Origin of the sequence: Streptomyces sp. NPDC001373, from assembly GCF_042895815.1 — a bacterium.
Taxonomy (GTDB): Bacteria; Actinomycetota; Actinomycetes; order Streptomycetales; family Streptomycetaceae; genus Streptomyces.
The window spans coordinates 247,515-264,615 of record NZ_JBIAWQ010000005.1 but is presented as its reverse complement, the minus strand read 5'-3'; the positions used below and the strand labels follow the sequence as shown (position 1 = coordinate 264,615).

The window sequence follows — 17,101 nt, the reverse complement described above, 5'->3', positions numbered from 1 at the left end:
GGTGGGGCGTCGGGGCTGGAGCGCCGGACCCGTGATCGGGGCCCATGGTCCCAGACGCGAGCTTCTCAGATGACAGGCGGTCGGCCCAGCCGCGTCAACCGCCAGACCGTGCGCCACCTCATGGGGCGCCGGGGACCGCAGGGGGTGGTCCAGCCCTCCTTGAACCCGCCGAACCAGGCCTTGAGCGCCGGCGCCGAGGGCCTGCGCACGAGGGTCAGCCCGAGCCAGACGCCCAGGTAGACCGGGACCAGCGGGGCGGGCAGGTTGCGGCGGGCGAGCCACACCCGGTTCCGCGCCACCATGCGGTGGTAGACCGCGTGCCGCGAGGGCGCGGTGGTCGGGTGCAGGAGGACCATGTCCGCGCGGTAGTCGATCAGCCACCCGGCGTCGAGGGCCCGCCAGGCCAGGTCGGTCTCCTCGTGGGCGTAGAAGAACTCGGCCGGCAGGGTGCCGGCCTGTTCGAAGACCTGCGTGCGAACGGCGTTGGCGCCGCCCAGGAAGGTGGTCACGCGGGAGGAGCGCATCGGGTCCGAGGCGCGTAGCCGGGGCACGTGGCGGCGCTGGGTCGCCCCGGTGTCCGGGTCGGCGATCCGGAAGCTGATGATCCCGAGCTCGGGGTCCTCGGCGAAGGCCTGCCGGCACAGCTCCGCGGTGTCGGTGCGCTCCAGCAGCCCGTCGTCGTCGAGGAAGAGCAGCACGTCCGCGTCGCGGCCGGCGGGGCCGAAGGCCTCGATGCCGACGTTGCGGCCGCCGGGGATGCCCAGGTTCTCCGGGAGGTGCACCGTGCGCACCCCCTCCGGGAGGCCGGTGACCTCGACGCCCTGGCCGACGACGACCACCTGGACGGGGTCGCCGTCCTGCCGGGCCACCGAGTCCAGGAGCGCCTTCAGTTCGTCGGGGCGGTCGCCCATGGTGATGATCACCGCACCGACGCGCAGCGGGGCGGTCACCGCAGCCTGCTCGACGCGAGGATGGACACCAGGTGCAGCACCGTCTGCAGCAGAGCGATGCCGGCCAGGACGGCGACGCCCAGGCGGGAGTAGAACAGGTCGCCGTGGATCTGGTCGAGGACGGCCAGCACCAGGATGAGCAGGGAGGCCTCGATCCCCAGGACGAGGCGGTGGAACTTCAGCGCGGCGGCGGCCCGGCGGGCCAGTGCCATGCCGGAGGAGCGCGGCTCGGCGGCGGCGTCCTGGACCACGGGCTTGCCGGCCTGGTGCCGGGCGACGCCGACCAGGTCCGTCTCGGCCTTGATCAGGATCGCGCCGAGCGCGGCGAGGGTGCCCAGGAAGGCCCAGAGCCAGTCGACGGACCCGCCGCCCCACAGGTCGGCGGCGCGCAGGCCGAAGCCGGTCAGGACGGCCGCGTCGCACAGGTAGGCGCCGACCCGGTCCAGGTAGACCCCGGAGAGCGAGTACTGCTTCTTCCAGCGGGCCACCTCGCCGTCGACGCAGTCGAGCAGCAGGTAGAGCTGGACCGCGACCACGCCGAGGACGGCGCCGAGGATCCCGGGCACCAGCAGGGCCGGGAGCGCGAGGACTCCGCAGAGGGTCATCACGTAGGTCAGCTGGTTGGGCGTGACCTTGGTGGTGACCAGCAGGCGGGTGATGCGCAGGGAGATCTCGCGCATGTAGAGGCGTCCGCCCCAGTGCTCGCCACTGCGCCGGTCCTTGACGCCCGCCGGATGGACGACGGGCCGGAGTTCAGCTACGGATGGTCTGGGCATAGTCGGCGTAAGCGTCCCTGATCTCGGCTGCGGACAGGTTGAGGTGCTCCAGGATCGTGAAGCGTCCCGGGCGGGTCTGGGGGGCGTACTCGACGGCGGCGACGAACTCGTCCACGCTGAACCCGATCTCCTCGGGCAGCACGGGCAGGCCGTGGCGGCGCAGGACCTCCGTGAACAGGCCGCTCTGCTCGGCGGCCCCGCGCAGGTGCATGGCGAAGGCGGCGCCGATGCCGACCTGCTCGCCGTGGAGCGCGGAGCGCCCGGGGTGGAGCAGGTCGAAGGCGTGGCTGATCTCGTGGCAGGCGCCGGACGACGGGCGGGAGTCGCCGCTGATCGACATGGCGATGCCGGAGAGCACGAGGGCCTCGGCGAGCACGGTGAGGAACTCGTCGTCGCCGCAGCCGCCGGGGTGGCGCAGGACGGACTCGCCCGCGGTGCGGGCCATGGCGGCGGCCAGGCCGTCCACGGCCTCACCGGTGATCCTGTGCGAGAGCTCCCAGTCGGCGATGGCCGAGATGTTGGAGATCACGTCGCCGATACCGGCCCGGATGAACCGGGTGGGCGCCTCACGGATCACGTCGAGGTCGATGACCATGGCGATCGGCGTGGGAACGCCGTAGGAGCCCCGGCCGTTGTCGTTGTCCAGGATGGACACCGGGGAGCAGATGCCGTCGTGGGAGAGGTTGGTGGCGATCGCCACCATGGGCAGGCCGACCCGCGCCGCGGCGTACTTCGCCACGTCGATGATCTTGCCGCCGCCCAGCCCCACGACGGCGTCGTAGCGGCGGCCCTTTATGTCGTCGGCCAGCTTGACCGCCGAGTCGATGGTGCCGTCGACGACCGGGTACCAGTCGGCGTGCGGCAGAGCCTGATCCAGACGGGCGCGCAGCGCCTGCCCGGAACCCCCGCTGATCGCGATCGCCAGCCGGCCGGACGCGGAGATCCGCTGGTCGGCGAGGATGCCGTCCAGCTTGTCCATCGCCCCGCAGCTGATGTCGACGACGACCGGCGAGGGGATCAGCCGCGTCAGTACTGGCATGCGATCGTCCGGCCCTTGGCGAGGTCGTCGTGGTTGTCGATCTCGACCCACTCGACGTCGCCGATGGGGGCCACGTCGATGGTGAAGCCGTCGTCGACGAGCTGCTGGTAGCCGTCCTCGTAGTAGAGGTCGGGGTCGCGCTCGAAGGTGGTCTTCAGGGCCTCGGCCAGCTGCGCGGCGGCCTCGGGCTCGATGAGGGTGACGCCGATGTACTCGCCCGTCGCGTCGGCGGGGTCCATCAGCTTGGTGATCTTCCGCACGCCCCGGCCGTCGGCGGTGACGACCTTCATCTCCTCGTCGGCCAGGCTCTTGACCGTGTCGAGGGCGAGGATGATCTTCTGGCCGTCGCCGCGGGCGGCGAGGAGGGTCTTCTCCACGGAGACCGGGTGGACGGTGTCACCGTTGGCGAGGATCACGCCCTGCTTCAGGACCTCACGCGCGCACCACAGGGAGTAGGCGTTGTTCCACTCCTCGGCCTTGTCGTTGTCGATCAGCGTGATCTTCAGGCCGTACTTGGCCTCCAGGGCCTCGCGGCGCTCGTACACGGCCTCCTTGCGGTAGCCGACGACGATCGCGACCTCGGTCAGGCCGACCTCGGCGAAGTTGCCGAGCGTGAGGTCCAGGACCGTGAGGCTTTCCTCGTCGCCTTCGGGGCCGACGGGCACGAGGGCCTTGGGCAGGGTGTCGGTGTAAGGACGCAGACGGCGTCCGGCACCGGCAGCGAGTACAAGGCCGATCATGCTGGTTCTCCTTCGTCGTGTACGGCGGGTGCTCCGGCGGAGACCCAGAAGCGGATGCTCTCCACGAGCACCACCAGAGCCACGAACACGGCCACGGCCGTGAGCGCGACGGGGTACGCCTCACGGGCGAGGACGGCTGCCAGGACCACGGCCAGCAGGACCCTGCCCTCGTGACCGCCCGTCGTCCGCACCAGCCAGCGCGGGGGAGCGCCCGAGCCACCGCGGATGCGGTAGACCGTGTCGTAGTGATGGTAGGCGACCGCCGCGACCAGTCCGAATGCGGCTGGAAGGGCCCCGGGGACGTCCGCCTTGACGGCGAGGACGAGCACGGTGGTGTACTCGGCTGCCCGGAACAGCGGGGGCAGCAGCCAGTCCAGAGGCCCGCGCGGCGGGATCCCGACGGCGTAGCCGCTGAGGAGGGCGTACAGCAGGGCGGCACAGATCACCGTCGTGCTGCCGAAGGGCTCGTACCAGGCGGCGCCGACGACCAGCGCCGCGCCGAGCACGGCGAAGGGCAGGCGCGGGAGGGGCGTGGGGCGGGAGGCCGCCCTGGCGACCAGCTCCGCGATCGGGCCCGAGTCGGCGAGGTCGGCCAGGGCCTGGGCGGCCCGGTCCGTGCTCCCCCGGCTGCCCCCGGCCCGCCGGGTCACCGAGCGCAGGACGCGTCCGGCGGTGGTGTACAGCGCGCCGAAGGCGCAGCCGACCAGCAGGGCGTAGAAGACGATCCGGGGGGTGGTGGTGGCGGTCAGGACCGCGATCATCGCCCAGCGCTCGCCGATCGGCAGGATGATCATCCGCCGGACCCAGACGGTCCAGCCCACGCTGTCGAGCCGGTCCGAGAGGGCCGCCGTGGGGCTCGTGTTGGCGGTGGCGTCGTGGTTGGCCTCGTTGAAGGAGAAGTCCACCACGTGCCGGCAGGTCATCAGGATCATCGCGCCGAGCGCGAGCGCCCAGACGTCGTCCCCGTCGCGGGCCGCACCGAGCGCGAGCCCGGCGTAGAAGGAGTACTCCTTGACCCGGTCGAAGGTCGCGTCCAGCCAGGCGCCCATCGTCGAGTACTGGAGCGAGTAGCGGGCGAGCTGCCCGTCGGTGCAGTCCAGGACGAAGGAGAAGAGCAGCAGCACGCCGGCCACCACGTAGCCCCAGCGCTCGCCGGTGGCGGCGCAGCCCGCCGCGAGCAGCGCGGTGAGCAGGGAGGCGGTGGTGACCTGGTTCGGGGTCAGGCCGCGGCGCGCGCACCAGCGGGCGATGTAGCGCGAGTACGGGCTGATGCAGAAGGTGGTGAAGAACCCGTCGCGGGACTTCACGGCGGAGCGCAGCCGGACGGCCTCGTCGTCCACGGCCGCGACGGCGGCCAGGGCCTCGGCGCGCTCCTCCTCGCCGGAGGGCACGGCGGCGACCAGCGTGCCGAGCTCGGGCCGCTGGACGGGGGTGCCGGAGGCCTCGACGGCGGCGGCGAGCCGGTCCGCGTACGGGCCCTCGCCGTCCGGGGACAGCGCCGCGGCCCGCTCCAGGGCCGCGCGGGCCCCGGCCTGGACGGCGAAGGCGCCGGTCACGGCGCAGGCGTCGAAGCGCGGGTCGGTCAGCGCGAGGCGCAGCGCGTGCGGGTGTCCGACGAAGCCGCTGTCGACGACGGCCACGCGCTGCGCGGCCGGTACGCCGGCCAGGGCCGCGGCGGTGTCCTCGGGAGCGGGGACCTGGCGTACGTCGAACCCGAGCGAACGGAGCTCGTCTTCAAGCGGTGATCCGGGGACCGGCAGGCCGGTGAGGATGACGGTCGACAGACGAACTCACTCCTTGCGACGAAACATGTCCGGGCGGCGCCTTGTGGGCTGCGGAAAGAGCTGCGACACGGCGGCCACGGCTGTCGCCAGAGGCTATCGGATGAATGGAAGGCGGCATTCATCAGCCGTTCGGCCCACATCCGTCCGGTTTGAGAGCGGATGTCAGGGTGGACGCCGAATCGGGACGTGGAAGAGGGGGATGTCGATGACCGTCGCAGCGCTCGCTGCCGTGCGCGGCGGACTCCGGTCCATCCCCCCGTCGTCCCGGGCGTCCCGCCGGGCCTGAGCCCCTCCCCTTCCGACAGGTCGGCCCCGTCGGCCGGAGCCCCCGTTCAAGGGTTCACGTTGACCGACACCGCCAAGAACACCGAGGACAGCTCCCACGCGTCCGCGACCGAGGTCTTCGCGGCGTTCATGGAGCTGCACCGCCGGCTGCCCCGGCAGTCCCCCGGCTCCGACGCCTCCCCCGGCACCTGCTGTCCCTGGGCAGGCCGCTGCCCGAGCGGCCGCGCGTCCTCGACGTCGGCTGCGGTCCGGGCCGAGCGCCCTGCTGCTCGCCGCCGAGGCGGGCGGGGCGGGCCGTCAACCTGTCGGCTTCGCGACCCCGCTGGAGGCTGATCTCGCGCCCGCTTCGCGTTACGGGATCACGGCTCCTTCGAGGTGCCGGACGAGGTCGTGACGGCACTGTGCTGGACGATTCCGCGGCGGTGCCGATGGGCACGCCCGGATATCCGGCCCCGTCCGGGATCCGAGGCGCCGACGGACCGTCCGCTTCCCGCCGTTTATCACGCGGCGGGGGGCGGACATGCGCGGATGACCGAAGTGGGGACAAGCCTCTTTTGTACGGCAGACTGAAGACCGAAGTCCGAAGCGAAGGATGGGTATGCCGACCACATCAGCCACTGACGCCACCAGCAGCGCGTCCGCCGGCACCGGCGCTCAAGAATCGATCATGCTCGAGCTGGTCGACGAGTCCGGCAACACCATCGGCACGGCCGAGAAGCTCTCCGCCCATCAGGCCCCTGGTCTGCTGCACCGGGCGTTCTCCGTGTTCCTCTTCGACGAGCAGGGCCGGCTGCTGCTCCAGCAGCGCGCCCTCGGGAAGTACCACTCCCCCGGCGTCTGGTCGAACACCTGCTGCGGTCACCCCTACCCCGGCGAGTCCCCGTTCGCGGCGGCGGCCCGGCGCACCCACGAGGAGCTGGGGCTGTCGCCCTCGCTGCTCGCGGAGGCGGGGACGGTGCGGTACAACCACCCGGACCCCGCCTCGGGTCTGGTGGAGCAGGAGTACAACCACCTGTTCGTGGGACTGGCCCAGGCCTCGCTGGACCCGGACCCGGAGGAGGTCGGGGACACGGCCTTCGTCACGGCCGAGGAGCTGGCGAAGCGGCACGCACAGGTGCCGTTCTCGGCCTGGTTCATGACGGTGCTCGACGCCGCGCGCCCCGCGATCCGCGAGCTGACCGGCGACGCGGCCGGCTGGTAGCCGCTGCGCCCTTGCCGGTGCGCTCGCGCGGGGGCCCCGGGCGGGGATCCCGGCGGCGCGGGCCGGACTCAGAGGGGGCCGGACTCAGAGGGGGCCGGCCTGGGTGTCCAGCGGCAGGGCGGCCCAGATCACCTTGCCGCCGGTGGAGGTGTGCTCGACGTCGCACACCCCGCCGGCCTCGCGGGTGACCTCGCGGACCAGCAGCAGGCCCCGGCCGCCGGTCTGGCCGAAGTCGGCCTCCAGCGCCTTGGGCCGATAGGGGTGGTCGTCCTCGACGGCCACCCGGACCCACTCCCGGCCCACCGCCACCTCGACGGCCACCTCCGGGGAGAGCAGGGCGGCGTGCCGGACCGAGTTCGTCACCAGCTCGGAGACGATCAGCAGCAGGGAGTACACCAGGTCCTGCGTGGCCGGCACCTGTCGGCGGCCGAGCAGGTCGCGGACCGCCCGGCGGGCCTGCGGAACGGATTCTTCAACGGCCGGCACGGTGAAGCGCCACACCCCCTCGTACGCGAGGGGGTCGGCCGGGGCCGCCGTCTCACCCCCCCTGGCCTGCGGGATGCTCCCGCTGTCGTCCATCTTCCGGCCCCCGTCTTCGCGCTCGATCGTCTCCACGCGTCAAGAGTGGCGAGCGCCCTGGTCCGGACCGCTCGACTGACCAGAAGTCAGCGGCATTCGAACACTTTCTGACCGCTGGAGTATGACGGAGTCAGTTGTTGGACCGTTCCTGATCCGCCGCGCTCCGCTTGGCAGTGTCTGCCGCGTCCGGCCCGCCCTCCCCGTCCTCCCTGACCAGAGCCAGGATCCGCCGGTCGCCCATGCCCGCGGCCACCAGGCTCAGCCCGTCGAACAGCAGGGCGAGGGAGAAGAAGGTCCCGATCACGTACAGGCGCCGCCGGGCCACTGCGCGAGGAGCAGGACACCGAGCAGGACGCCGAAGGCCCCCTGAACCAGGCGGCCGGCACGAGGACCACCCCCCGGGGACGGAATCCCCTTGATCATAGGATCGTCGCCCCGGGATAGCATCCGGCGCATGGACGCAGCCCTCCACCACGCGGTCGCCGACGGGGTGGCCACCGTCACCATCTCCCACCCGGCGAAGCGCAACGCCATGACCGCCGCGATGTGGCGGGCCCTGCCCGGGCTGCTGGGGGAACTGGCCGCCGACCCGGCCGTACGGGTGCTGGTCCTCACGGGCGCCGGCGGGACCTTCTGCGCGGGCGCCGACATCTCCTCCCTCACCGGGGACGAGGACCCGCAGGCCCTCGCGGTGGCGGCGGAAGAGGCCCTGGCCGCGTTCCCGAAGCCGACGGTCGCGGCGGTCCGCGGCTTCTGCGTGGGCGGCGGCAGCCAGCTGGCGGCGGCCTGCGACCTGAGGTTCGCGGAGGAGGGGGCGCGGTTCGGGGTGACCCCGGCGAGGCTGGGCATCGTCTACCCGGCGTCCTCCACCCGGCGGCTGGCCTCGCTGGTCGGCCCGGCATGGGCCAAGTACCTGCTCTTCTCGGCCGAGCTGATCGGGGCGGAGGCCGCGCTGCGGGCCGGGTTCCTCAACGAGCTGCTCCCGGCCGGCGCACTCGAGGGGCGGGTGGCCGAGTTCGCCCGGATCCTGACCACCCGCTCGCAGCTGACGCAGGCCGCGACGAAGGAGTTCGCGGACGGGCGCACCGACCGCGACGCGTACTGGAGCGCCCAGGCCGCCGCGAGCGGCGACACCGCGGAGGGTGTCGCCGCCTTCCTGGACCGCCGGGACCCGGCCTTCAGCTGGCAGCCCCTCCCGTCGAAGGACTAGCTAGTGCTCTTCCGGATCCAGCCGTTCAAGCCCGGCAGGATCCGGAAGAGACGGCCCGGCGGCGCGCAGCCGGGCGACGATCTCGGCCGGGGCCTTGTCCGGCGAGCCGGCGTCGTAGGGCGGCTGGGGGTCGTACTCGCACATCAGCTGCACGGTCTGGGCGTACTGGTCCCCCGCGATCCGGCCGAGCAGGCCGAGGCCCATGTCGAGGCCGGAGGAGACCCCGGCGGCGGTGACGTACTTCCCGTCGAAGACCACCCGCTCGCCGGTGGGCTCGGCGCCGAAGGAGGTCAGCCGGTCGAGGTAGAGCCAGTGGCTGGTCGCCCGGCGCCCGCCGAGCAGGCCGGCGGCGGCGAGGAGCAGCGAACCGGTGCAGACGGACGTGGTCCAGGTGGTGGTGGCGTCGACGGTGCGCAGCCAGTCGAGGACGGCGGGGTTCTTCATCTCGATCTCGGGGTGCGGGCCGCCGGGAACGATGACGATGTCGGGGCGGGTCACCTCGTCGAGAGCCTTGTCCGCGACGAGCACGGCCGCGCCGTTGTCGGTCCGCACCGGGCCGGGGCGCTCCGCGACGAAGACGGTCTCGGCGCCGTCGAGGCGGCTGAGGGTCTCGTAGGGGCCGATGGCGTCGAGGGCGGTGAAGCGGTCGTAGAGCAGTACGGCGATCTGCATGTCTCCTCCGGAGGGGTCGCTGTGAGGGGTGCGCTGGGGTGTCCGCCGCGCGGGGCGGCCTACGGGTGCGGGGTGCCGAAGCGGCGGCGGTATTCGGCCGGGGACTGGCCCAGGGTCTTCACGAAGGCGCGGCGCAGGGCCTCGGGGGTGCCGTAGCCGCACGCGCGGGAGATCCGGGCCACCCCCTCCCCCGACTCCTCCAGCAGCCGCCGCGCGTGCTCCACCCGCACCCGCTCGACGTACCTGCCCGGAGTCACCCCCGTCTCCGCCTGGAAGGCCCGCGCGAAGTGCCGCGGCGACAGTGCGGCCCGGGCCGCGAGCGCCTCCACGCTCAGGTCCCCGCCCGGGTGCTCCGAGATCCACCGCTGCACCTCCCGCAGGGGCTCGCGCCGCGCCGTCTGGGCGGCCAGCTGCGCGCTGAACTGCGCCTGGTTCCCCGGCCGGCGCAGGAAGACCACCAGGTGCCGGGCGATCAGCAGCGCCGCGTCCCGCCCGAGGTCCTCCTCCACCAGGGCCAGCGCGAGGTCGATCCCCGCGGTGACCCCGGCCGAGGTGGCGACCGGTCCGTCCCGGACGTAGATGGGGTCCGGGTCCACCGCCACCCGCGGGTAGTCCCGTGCCATGCGTTCGCTCGCCGCCCAGTGCGTCGTCGCCCGCCGCCCGTCCAGCAGCCCGGCCTCCGCCAGCAGCAGTCCGCCCGTGCAGACGGACACCAGCCGCCCCGCACAACCCCCGTACGCGCGCAGCCAGTCGGTGATCCGGGGCTCGAAGTCCCCGGTGAAGCGGCCGCCGGGCACCAGCAGGGTGGTGTCCGGGCCGGGGCGGGCGCTCTCCAGGTCCCCGTCCGGGAGCAGGTTCAGCCCGCTGCCGGTGCGGACCGGACCGCCCCCGGGGGAGACCGTCCGCACCGCGTACCCGCCGTCGTCCGGGCGGCAGCGGCCGGCCCCGTCGAAGACCTCGACCGGGCCCGTCACGTCCAGGCTCTGGACCCCGTCGTACACGACGACCAGCACGTCTCGCAGTGGCATGGCTCCATGGTGTGACGGGGTCCCGGCGGCCGCAATGACGGGCAGCCCACCTATCCGGACATCCGGCGGAAGGCGGCGGACGCGGGGGTGCGATCCTGGTGCGCCGCCCCCGCACCCCTCCGGAGTACCGCCCTGAACACCGTCCTCGCCGAGACGCTGTCCTGCGCCCTGCTGATCCTGGTCCTGGCCTTCGCCGTGGTGCGCCCGCGCGGACTGCCCGAGGCGGCCGCCGCCGTGCCGGCCGCCGGGCTGCTCGTCGCGCTCGGGGTGGTGTCGCCGGCCGGGGCGTGGGAGCAGCTGCGCGGGCTGCTGCCCGTGGTCGGCTTCCTGGCGGTGATCCTGGCGCTCGCCCAGTTGTGCGCCGACGAGGGCCTGTTCCGGGCGGCCGGGGCCGCCGTCGCCCGGCGGGCGGCCGGGCGGGGGGCGGCGGGGCTGCTGGGCGGGGTGTTCCTGGTGGCCTCGGCGGTGACGGCCGCCCTGAGCCTGGACGCCACGGTGGTGCTGCTGACGCCGGTGGTGCTGGCCACCTCCGCCCGGCTGGGCGCGCGCCCGCGCCCGCACGTGTTCGCCACCGCCCACCTGGCGAACACGGCCTCGTTGCTGCTGCCCGTCTCCAACCTGACGAACCTGCTGGCCTTCGCCGCGAGCGGGCTGTCCTTCACCCGGTTCGCGGCGCTGATGGCCCTGCCCTGGACGGTCGCGATCGCGGTGGAGTACGTGGCGTTCCGCCGGTTCTTCCGGGCCGACCTGGCGGCACCGCCCGAGCACATACCCGGGGCGGCGGAGCCCGCGCCGCTGCCCCGCTTCGCCCTGGCCGTGCTGCTGCTGACCCTGGCGGGCTTCGGCGTCGCCTCGTTCGCGGGGGCGAGCCCGGCCTGGGCCGGGCTGGCCGGCGCGGTGGCGCTGGGCGTACGGGCGCTGTGGCGCCGCGAGACCACGCCGCGGCGGCTGGCGGCATCCACCGCGCCGGCGTTCTGCCTGTTCGTCCTCGCGCTGGGGGTGGTCGTACGGGCCGTGGTGGACCACGGGCTCGGCGACGGCCTGGAGTGGCTGCTGCCCGACGGGGACGCGCTGCCCGCGCTGCTGGCCGCGGCCGGGGTGGCCGCCCTGCTTGCCAACCTGATCAACAACCTCCCCGCGGTCCTCGCCCTGCTCCCGCTGGCCGCGCCGGGCGGGCCGGGCGTGGTGCTGGCCGTGCTGATCGGCGTGAACATCGGCCCCAACCTCACGTACGCGGGCTCGCTGGCCACCCTGCTGTGGCGGCGGATGCTGCACGCGCACGGCGAGGACGTCCGGCTGGGCGACTTCACCCGCCTCGGGCTGCTCACCACCCCGGCGGCGATCGCCGCGGCGGTGGCCGCCCTGTGGGCCGGCCTGCGCCTGACCGGCGGGTAGGCCGCGGGCCGGCGGCGCGCCGATAGGATCGGGGCATCATGACTGCAACCCTCGTCGCCAAGAACCTCACCGCCGCGCACGGCGAGCGCACGCTCTTCGCCGGACTCGACCTCGTCGTCGCGCCCGGCGACGTCATCGGCCTCGTCGGCGTCAACGGCGCCGGGAAGTCGACCCTGCTGCGGCTGCTCGCCGGGCTGGACACTCCCGAGACCGGTGAGCTGCGGCTCTCCCCGCCCGGTGCGGCCGTCGGCCACCTCCCCCAGGAGCCCGAGCGGCGCGAGGGCGAGACGGTACGGGATTTCCTGGCGCGCCGTACCGGGGTCGCGGCCGCGCAGGCGGCGCTGGACGAGGCCACGCAGGGGCTGGTGGACGGCACACCGGGCGCCGACGACGCGTACGCGGAGACCCTGGACCGCTGGCTGGACCTCGGCGGCGCCGACCTGGACGAGCGGGCCCAGGAGACCGCGGACGAGCTGGGCCTGGCCGTGAGCCTGGACCTGCCGATGACGGCCCTGTCCGGCGGCCAGGCCGCCCGCGCCGGCCTCGCCTCGCTCCTCCTCTCCCGCTACGACGTGTTCCTCCTCGACGAGCCCACGAACGACCTGGACCTCGCCGGTCTGGAGCGGCTGGAGCGGTTCGTGACGGGGCTGCGCGCGGGCACGGTCGTCATCAGCCACGACCGCGAGTTCCTGGCCCGCACCGTCACCAAGGTTCTCGAACTCGACCTGGCCCAGCAGCAGATCAACCTCTTCGGCGGCGGCTACGAGTCGTACCTGGAGGAGCGCGCGCGGGCCCGCAGCCACGCCCGCGAGGAGTTCGAGGAGTACGCGGACAAGAAGGCCGCCCTCGAGGGCCGCGCGCAGATGCAGCGCAACTGGATGGACAAGGGCGTGCGCAACGCCCGCCGCAAGTCCTCCGACAACGACAAGATCGGCCGGGCCCTGCGCGGCGAGTCCAGCGAGAAGCAGGCCGCGAAGGCCCGCCAGACGCAGCGGGCGATCGAGCGGCTGGAGGTCGTCGAGGAGCCGCGCAAGGAGTGGGAGCTGCGCATGGAGATCGCGGCGGCCCCGCGCTCCGGCTCGGTCGTCGCCACCCTGCGCGAGGCGGCCGTCAAGCGCGGGGGCTTCGCCTTCGGCCCGGCCAGCCTCCAGATCGACTGGGCGGACCGGGTGGCGATCACCGGGGCCAACGGCGCCGGCAAGTCCACCCTCCTCGCGGTACTGCTGGGCCGGCTGGCCCCGGACTCCGGCTCCGCCACGCTGGGCTCGGGCGTCCTGGTCGGCGAGGTCGACCAGGCGCGCGGCCTGTTCCTCGGGGAGGAGTCCCTGCTGGAGGCCTTCTGCGCGGCGGTCCCCGACACCGAGCCGGCGGAGGTCCGGACGCTGCTGGCCAAGTTCGGCCTCAAGGCGGCGCACGTGCTGCGCCCGGCGGCGACGCTCTCCCCGGGCGAGCGCACCCGGGCGGCCCTGGCGCTGCTCCAGGGTCGCGGGGTGAACCTCCTGGTGCTGGACGAGCCGACGAACCACCTGGACCTGCCGGCCATCGAGCAGCTGGAGTCGGCCCTGGACTCCTACGAGGGCACCCTGCTGTTGGTCACCCACGACCGCCGCATGCTGGACGCCGTCCACGTGACCCGACGGCTGGAGGTCGCGGACGGCAGGGTCACCGAACTCTAGTGGTCCGGCCGGAAGGGTGTGCGCCCCTGCCCCGGGCCACCGGGGCCGGGGGCGCTCAGTAGTAGCGCAGCAGCGCCGGCTCGGCGTGGCGCGCGTAGGCCGCGAGCACGCCGCGCTGGTGGGTCAGCCGGGCCTTCTCGGCCCGGCGGATCGCCATGAGGGTGGCCAGCGTCTCCTCGAAGTCGTCGTTGACCACGTGGTAGTCGTGCCGGTCGACGAAGTTGAAGTCGCGCAGCGCCATGGTGTGGCGGAGCTCGCGCTCCTGCTCGTTCTCGCTGCCGCGGCCCGCGAGACGCCGGTCCATCATCCGCACGCTCGGTGCCATCACGAAGACGCCGACGGTCTGCTCCGGGAAGGCCCTCTTCAGGTTCAGGTACCCCTCGGGGCAGTAGTCGAGGACCAGGTCGCGGCCCTCGTCGAGGGCCTGCCGGACGGGCTCGAGCAGGGTCCCGTAGTACTCGTCGAAGGACGGGTGGATCCACTGCACGAACTCGCCGTTGCCGGCCATCTTGAGGAACTCGTCGCGGGTCACGTGGTCGTAGTGCTCCTCGCCGCCTCCCGGGCGCGGCTCACGTGTGGTGACGGACCGGGTGCCGGCCAGGGTCGGGTCGGCCGCGACCATGGCCCGGCTCAACGAGGTCTTTCCCGTACCGGAAGGTCCCGACAGTACGAAAAGGCAGCCCGTGGGGCGGATGAGAAAAGGCTTGGGGTCGGCTGACACGGCGAGCTCCACCTCAACATTCGAAAGGAATTCTTCGCGGAATTCCGGGGTCTGACACCGGGCGCCGGGAAACTGCCGGAGCCGGCGCCCGGATATGCCGGTGAGTGCCGCGGACGCAGGGGCCGCGGCACTCACCATGGGGTCAGGATCGGGCTCAGCGGCCGGCCTTGACCTTGTCGAGGCGCGGGCGGAGGCCCACAGCGTGGTTACGCATGTCCGAACACCTCCTTTCTCTGACGGGAGGGACTTCCACGGACCGGTTGTTCCGGAGGCGGTGTTCCCTCTGCCCAGAAGCCTTCCCGGTGCGATTCACGCAGACAAGGGGTTGCCCGTTTCTGGCAACGGGGCAACGAGGAACGGCATTTCCGCCTTCCGGGCGGGAGGGGGTTGCCGATCCGATCGGGCAACGGGCAACCCCTTGAGCCGTGTTCACCGCGGCGGCGACCCTCCAGGGACGACCACCGAACAGGGGGAGGCCACCCATGACCTCGGCAACCAGCCGGACCACACAGCCGTCTGCGCGGGGTACCGCGGACCCGGTGCTGCGCACCCGCCGCGCCGGGCACCCCGACGGCCGGGACCTGCGGGTGGCGGACTTGTCCCTGGCCGCGCGGGGACGTACCGAGATCCGCCTGGCCGAGCACGAGATGCCGGCCCTGACGGCGCTGCGCGCACGGTACGCGGGGCAGGCGCCCCTGGCCGGCGCGCGGATCACCGGGACGCTGCACATGACGGTGCAGACGGCGGTGCTGATCGAGACGCTGACCGCCCTGGGCGCGCGGGTCCGCTGGGCCGGCTCGAACGTGCTGTCCACCCAGGACGCCGCGGCGGCGGCCGTGGCGGTGGGGCCCGGTGGCGGGCGGGCGGGGGTCCCCGTGTTCGCCTGGAAGGGACAGAGCCCGCAGGAGTTCTGGTGGTGCGTCGAGCGGGCGCTGTGCTGGCCCGACGGGCGGGGGCCGAACATGCTGCTCGACGACGCGGCCGGCTCCACCCTGCTCCTGCACCGGGGCGTGGAAGGGGAACGGGCAGGCTCCGCGCCCGCCCCCGATCCCGACGGGGACGGTGACGAGCTCGAGGAAGCCCTGGCCGGGCTGTTGGCGGCGGTACGTGCCGAGGAACCGGACCGCTGGAGCCGGATCGCGCAGGGCGTGCGCGGGGTCACCGAGGAAACGACGACCGGGGCGCACCGGCTGCGCCGGCTGGCCGCGTCGGGTGCCCTGCTCTTCCCCGCGATCAGCGTCAACGACTCGGTGACGAAGTCGAAGTTCGACAACATCTACGGCTGCCGGCACTCCCTGATCGACGGGATCAACCGGGCGACGGACGTGCTGATCGGCGGCAAGACGGCGGTGGTCTGCGGTTACGGCGACGTCGGGAAGGGCTGCGCCGCGGCGCTGCGGGGTCAGGGCGCCCGCGTGGTGGTCACCGAGATCGACCCGATCTGCGCGCTCCAGGCCGCCATGGACGGCTACCAGGTCGCCGCGCTGGAGTCGGTGGTCGAGCGGGCCGACATCGTGGTGACCACCACGGGCAGCCGACACGTCCTCACCGCCGGCCACCTGGCCCGGATGAAGCACCAGGCGATCGTCGGGAACATGGGCCACGCCGAGGGCGAGATCGACCTCGTGGGACTGGCGGCCCTGCCCGGGATCCGGCGGCAGACGGTCAAACCGCAGGTGGACGAGTGGATGTTCGCGGACGGGCACACGCTGATCGTGCTGTCCGAGGGGCGGCTGCTGAACCTGGGCAACGCCACCGGGCACCCCAGCTTCGTGATGTCCGGCTCCTTCGCCAACCAGGTGCTCGCACAGCTGGAGCTGTACACCGGGGCGGACCGCTACCCGGTCGGCGTGCACGCGCTGCCCAAGCACCTCGACGAGGAGGTCGCCCGGCTGCATCTGGGGTCCCTGGGCGCGGAGCTGACCGCCCTGACCGAGGCGCAGGCCGCCTATCTCGGCGTCCCGGTCGCCGGCCCGTACAAGCCGGACTCCTACCGGTACTGACCCGATGCCATCCGCCCTTCCGACACACCGGGGACGCACGCACCCATGGATCGACCCGACGACCTGATACGCCTCCTTGGCCTCGCGCCAGCCGCCGACGGCGGCTGGGCCGGAGGGCCGGGCGCACACGATTCCTACGACGGAGCCCCGCTGGAGCGGCGGGTGATGTCCTTCCGCACCCGGCTGCTGGAGGCTCGGGCTCCGCGTACCGGATGGCGGCGGGCGGAGGCGGACACCGTCCTCGTACGCCATCCCCCGCACGGGCCGGACACCGTGCTGCTGCTGTGGACCCGGGAGGGGGAGGGCCGGCCCGAGGGACGGCCCCTCGGCGGGTTCCCCGCCTCCGGCGAACCGTTCCAGCTGACCGTGCCCGCCGGCCGGTGGTACGCCGTGGAGCTCGCGGCCGGCGCGGCCGGTCTCTGGAGCGAGTCGCTCGTACCCGGCCTGGACTTCGAGGACGCCGAGCGGGACTCCGCCTGGCCGGAGCTGCCGCAGGCGGGCGTGCCGGCCGCCGCGCCGGACGAGCTGCCGTTGGAGGCGGCCCTCGGGCTCGAACCGCACATCGAGGGCGGCTACTTCCGTCAGTACTACGAGTCCGCCGGGACGCTGGAGACCGGCCGGGGCACGCGACCCCTGGCCAACACGATCCACTACCTGCTCGACCGCGACTCGCCGATCGGGTACCTGCACCTCAACAACGCCCACATCACCCACTTCCTGAACGCGGGCGGCCCCATCCACTACCAGCTGCTCTCCCCCGACGGCGTCGTGCACGAGGTGGTCATGGGCGAGGACGCCGGGGCCGGCCAGGTCCTGGTGTTCACCTGCCCGGGCGGCTGGTGGAAGGCCAGCCGGCTCCCGGAGGGCGTCTCCCACGGACTGATCAGCGAGGTCGTCGCCCCCGGCTTCGACTACCGGGACCAGTCCCTCGCCCGGGCCGACGAACTGGCCCGGCAGTTCCCCGGCGCCGTCGAGCGGCTGCGCCCCTGTATCCGCGGCTGACCCGCCGCCGCACCCCACCACCGGCCGAGGCCGAGGAGAG

At 73.4% G+C, this 17,101-nt stretch carries 17 protein-coding genes; 7 read left to right on the top strand and 10 right to left on the bottom strand.

The genetic code is table 11. The features are described 5' to 3' along the window. Window positions 1–65 precede the first annotated feature (65 nt). Genes ACFY15_RS14510 through ACFY15_RS14490 form a run of 5 tightly spaced genes read right to left on the bottom strand, consistent with a single transcriptional unit; the run spans window position 66 to window position 5,145 of the window. Window positions 66–938, bottom strand: coding sequence for a glycosyltransferase family 2 protein (locus tag ACFY15_RS14510; protein WP_390687052.1), 873 nt, complete (start codon window positions 936–938; stop codon window positions 66–68). Between the two features lie 8 nt (window positions 939–946). Next, a complete protein-coding gene (locus tag ACFY15_RS14505) occupies window positions 947–1,726 on the bottom strand; it encodes a CDP-alcohol phosphatidyltransferase family protein (RefSeq protein WP_390686803.1) in 780 nt (259 codons plus the stop codon). Beyond that, window positions 1,704–2,765, bottom strand: a complete 1,062-nt coding sequence (locus ACFY15_RS14500) for an iron-containing alcohol dehydrogenase family protein (RefSeq protein WP_390686802.1) — start codon at window positions 2,763–2,765, stop codon at window positions 1,704–1,706. The genes ACFY15_RS14505 and ACFY15_RS14500 overlap by 23 nt, the downstream gene beginning before the upstream one ends. Next, complete coding sequence (locus tag ACFY15_RS14495) at window positions 2,753–3,505, bottom strand: sugar phosphate nucleotidyltransferase (RefSeq protein ID WP_390686801.1); 753 nt, start codon at window positions 3,503–3,505, stop codon at window positions 2,753–2,755. Before ACFY15_RS14495 ends, ACFY15_RS14500 begins: the two co-directional genes overlap by 13 nt. Beyond that, the gene (locus tag ACFY15_RS14490; RefSeq protein ID WP_390825574.1) at window positions 3,502–5,145 is read right to left on the bottom strand and encodes a DUF5941 domain-containing protein; all 1,644 of its coding nucleotides are present in this window, start codon (window positions 5,143–5,145) and stop codon (window positions 3,502–3,504) included. The genes ACFY15_RS14495 and ACFY15_RS14490 overlap by 4 nt, the downstream gene beginning before the upstream one ends. On the opposite strand from ACFY15_RS14490, the gene ACFY15_RS14485 reads away from it, so the two are divergent. Together ACFY15_RS14485 and idi are read left to right on the top strand one after the other, a co-directional pair. After that, entirely contained in the window at window positions 5,113–5,250 is a 138-nt protein-coding gene (locus ACFY15_RS14485) for a hypothetical protein (RefSeq protein WP_390825572.1), read from the top strand. The genes ACFY15_RS14490 and ACFY15_RS14485 overlap by 33 nt on opposite strands. A 922-nt stretch (window positions 5,251–6,172) precedes the next feature. Next, complete coding sequence (idi, locus tag ACFY15_RS14480) at window positions 6,173–6,775, top strand: isopentenyl-diphosphate Delta-isomerase (protein WP_390686800.1); 603 nt, start codon at window positions 6,173–6,175, stop codon at window positions 6,773–6,775. An 84-nt stretch (window positions 6,776–6,859) separates the two neighbouring features. Here idi and ACFY15_RS14475 read toward each other — a convergent pair whose 3' ends face one another. Beyond that, a complete protein-coding gene (locus ACFY15_RS14475; protein ID WP_390687050.1) occupies window positions 6,860–7,354 on the bottom strand; it encodes an ATP-binding protein in 495 nt (164 codons plus the stop codon). Window positions 7,355–7,484: 130 nt separating this feature from the next. Beyond that, window positions 7,485–7,679 carry a hypothetical protein gene (locus ACFY15_RS14470; RefSeq protein WP_390686799.1) on the bottom strand — a complete coding sequence of 65 codons (195 nt, stop codon included), beginning with the start codon at window positions 7,677–7,679 and terminating at the stop codon, window positions 7,485–7,487. A gap of 129 nt (window positions 7,680–7,808) precedes the next feature. On the opposite strand from ACFY15_RS14470, the gene ACFY15_RS14465 reads away from it, so the two are divergent. After that, a complete protein-coding gene (locus tag ACFY15_RS14465) occupies window positions 7,809–8,564 on the top strand; it encodes an enoyl-CoA hydratase/isomerase family protein (protein WP_390686798.1) in 756 nt (251 codons plus the stop codon). Here the strand turns inward: ACFY15_RS14465 and ACFY15_RS14460 are convergent, their stop codons facing one another. Both ACFY15_RS14460 and ACFY15_RS14455 read right to left on the bottom strand, forming a co-directional pair. Continuing rightward, window positions 8,565–9,236, bottom strand: coding sequence for a DJ-1/PfpI family protein (locus ACFY15_RS14460; protein WP_390686797.1), 672 nt, complete (start codon window positions 9,234–9,236; stop codon window positions 8,565–8,567). Window positions 9,237–9,295: 59 nt separating this feature from the next. Next, window positions 9,296–10,264 (bottom strand): GlxA family transcriptional regulator, encoded by a 969-nt coding sequence (locus ACFY15_RS14455; RefSeq protein ID WP_390686796.1) that lies wholly within the window; start codon window positions 10,262–10,264, stop codon window positions 9,296–9,298. A gap of 132 nt (window positions 10,265–10,396) precedes the next feature. Between ACFY15_RS14455 and ACFY15_RS14450 the strand changes: the two genes are divergently transcribed. Next, the gene (locus tag ACFY15_RS14450) at window positions 10,397–11,659 is read left to right on the top strand and encodes an SLC13 family permease (RefSeq protein ID WP_390825594.1); all 1,263 of its coding nucleotides are present in this window, start codon (window positions 10,397–10,399) and stop codon (window positions 11,657–11,659) included. A 38-nt stretch (window positions 11,660–11,697) separates the two neighbouring features. Then, window positions 11,698–13,335, top strand: coding sequence for an ABC-F family ATP-binding cassette domain-containing protein (locus ACFY15_RS14445; protein ID WP_390686795.1), 1,638 nt, complete (start codon window positions 11,698–11,700; stop codon window positions 13,333–13,335). Between the two features lie 55 nt (window positions 13,336–13,390). Here ACFY15_RS14445 and ACFY15_RS14440 read toward each other — a convergent pair whose 3' ends face one another. Then, the gene (locus ACFY15_RS14440; RefSeq protein WP_390825571.1) at window positions 13,391–14,194 is read right to left on the bottom strand and encodes a hypothetical protein; all 804 of its coding nucleotides are present in this window, start codon (window positions 14,192–14,194) and stop codon (window positions 13,391–13,393) included. A gap of 344 nt (window positions 14,195–14,538) precedes the next feature. Between ACFY15_RS14440 and ahcY the strand changes: the two genes are divergently transcribed. Then, a complete protein-coding gene (gene ahcY / locus ACFY15_RS14435) occupies window positions 14,539–16,059 on the top strand; it encodes an adenosylhomocysteinase (protein WP_390686793.1) in 1,521 nt (506 codons plus the stop codon). Between the two features lie 45 nt (window positions 16,060–16,104). After that, entirely contained in the window at window positions 16,105–17,061 is a 957-nt protein-coding gene (locus tag ACFY15_RS14430; protein ID WP_390686792.1) for a cupin domain-containing protein, read from the top strand. Window positions 17,062–17,101 lie beyond the last annotated feature (40 nt).

Coding starts and splice junctions, on each gene's coding strand:
- ACFY15_RS14505 (WP_390686803.1), bottom strand. CDS start 1,726: ATGCCCAGACCATCCGTAGCTGAACTCCGGCCCGTCGTCCATCCGGCG.
- ACFY15_RS14500 (WP_390686802.1), bottom strand. CDS start 2,765: ATGCCAGTACTGACGCGGCTGATCCCCTCGCCGGTCGTCGTCGACATC.
- ACFY15_RS14495 (WP_390686801.1), bottom strand. CDS start 3,505: ATGATCGGCCTTGTACTCGCTGCCGGTGCCGGACGCCGTCTGCGTCCT.
- idi (WP_390686800.1), top strand. CDS start 6,173: ATGCCGACCACATCAGCCACTGACGCCACCAGCAGCGCGTCCGCCGGC.
- ACFY15_RS14475 (WP_390687050.1), bottom strand. CDS start 7,354: ATGGACGACAGCGGGAGCATCCCGCAGGCCAGGGGGGGTGAGACGGCG.
- ACFY15_RS14465 (WP_390686798.1), top strand. CDS start 7,809: ATGGACGCAGCCCTCCACCACGCGGTCGCCGACGGGGTGGCCACCGTC.
- ACFY15_RS14460 (WP_390686797.1), bottom strand. CDS start 9,236: ATGCAGATCGCCGTACTGCTCTACGACCGCTTCACCGCCCTCGACGCC.
- ACFY15_RS14455 (WP_390686796.1), bottom strand. CDS start 10,264: ATGCCACTGCGAGACGTGCTGGTCGTCGTGTACGACGGGGTCCAGAGC.
- ACFY15_RS14445 (WP_390686795.1), top strand. CDS start 11,698: ATGACTGCAACCCTCGTCGCCAAGAACCTCACCGCCGCGCACGGCGAG.
- ACFY15_RS14440 (WP_390825571.1), bottom strand. CDS start 14,194: ATGGTGAGTGCCGCGGCCCCTGCGTCCGCGGCACTCACCGGCATATCC.
- ahcY (WP_390686793.1), top strand. CDS start 14,539: ATGACCTCGGCAACCAGCCGGACCACACAGCCGTCTGCGCGGGGTACC.
- ACFY15_RS14430 (WP_390686792.1), top strand. CDS start 16,105: ATGGATCGACCCGACGACCTGATACGCCTCCTTGGCCTCGCGCCAGCC.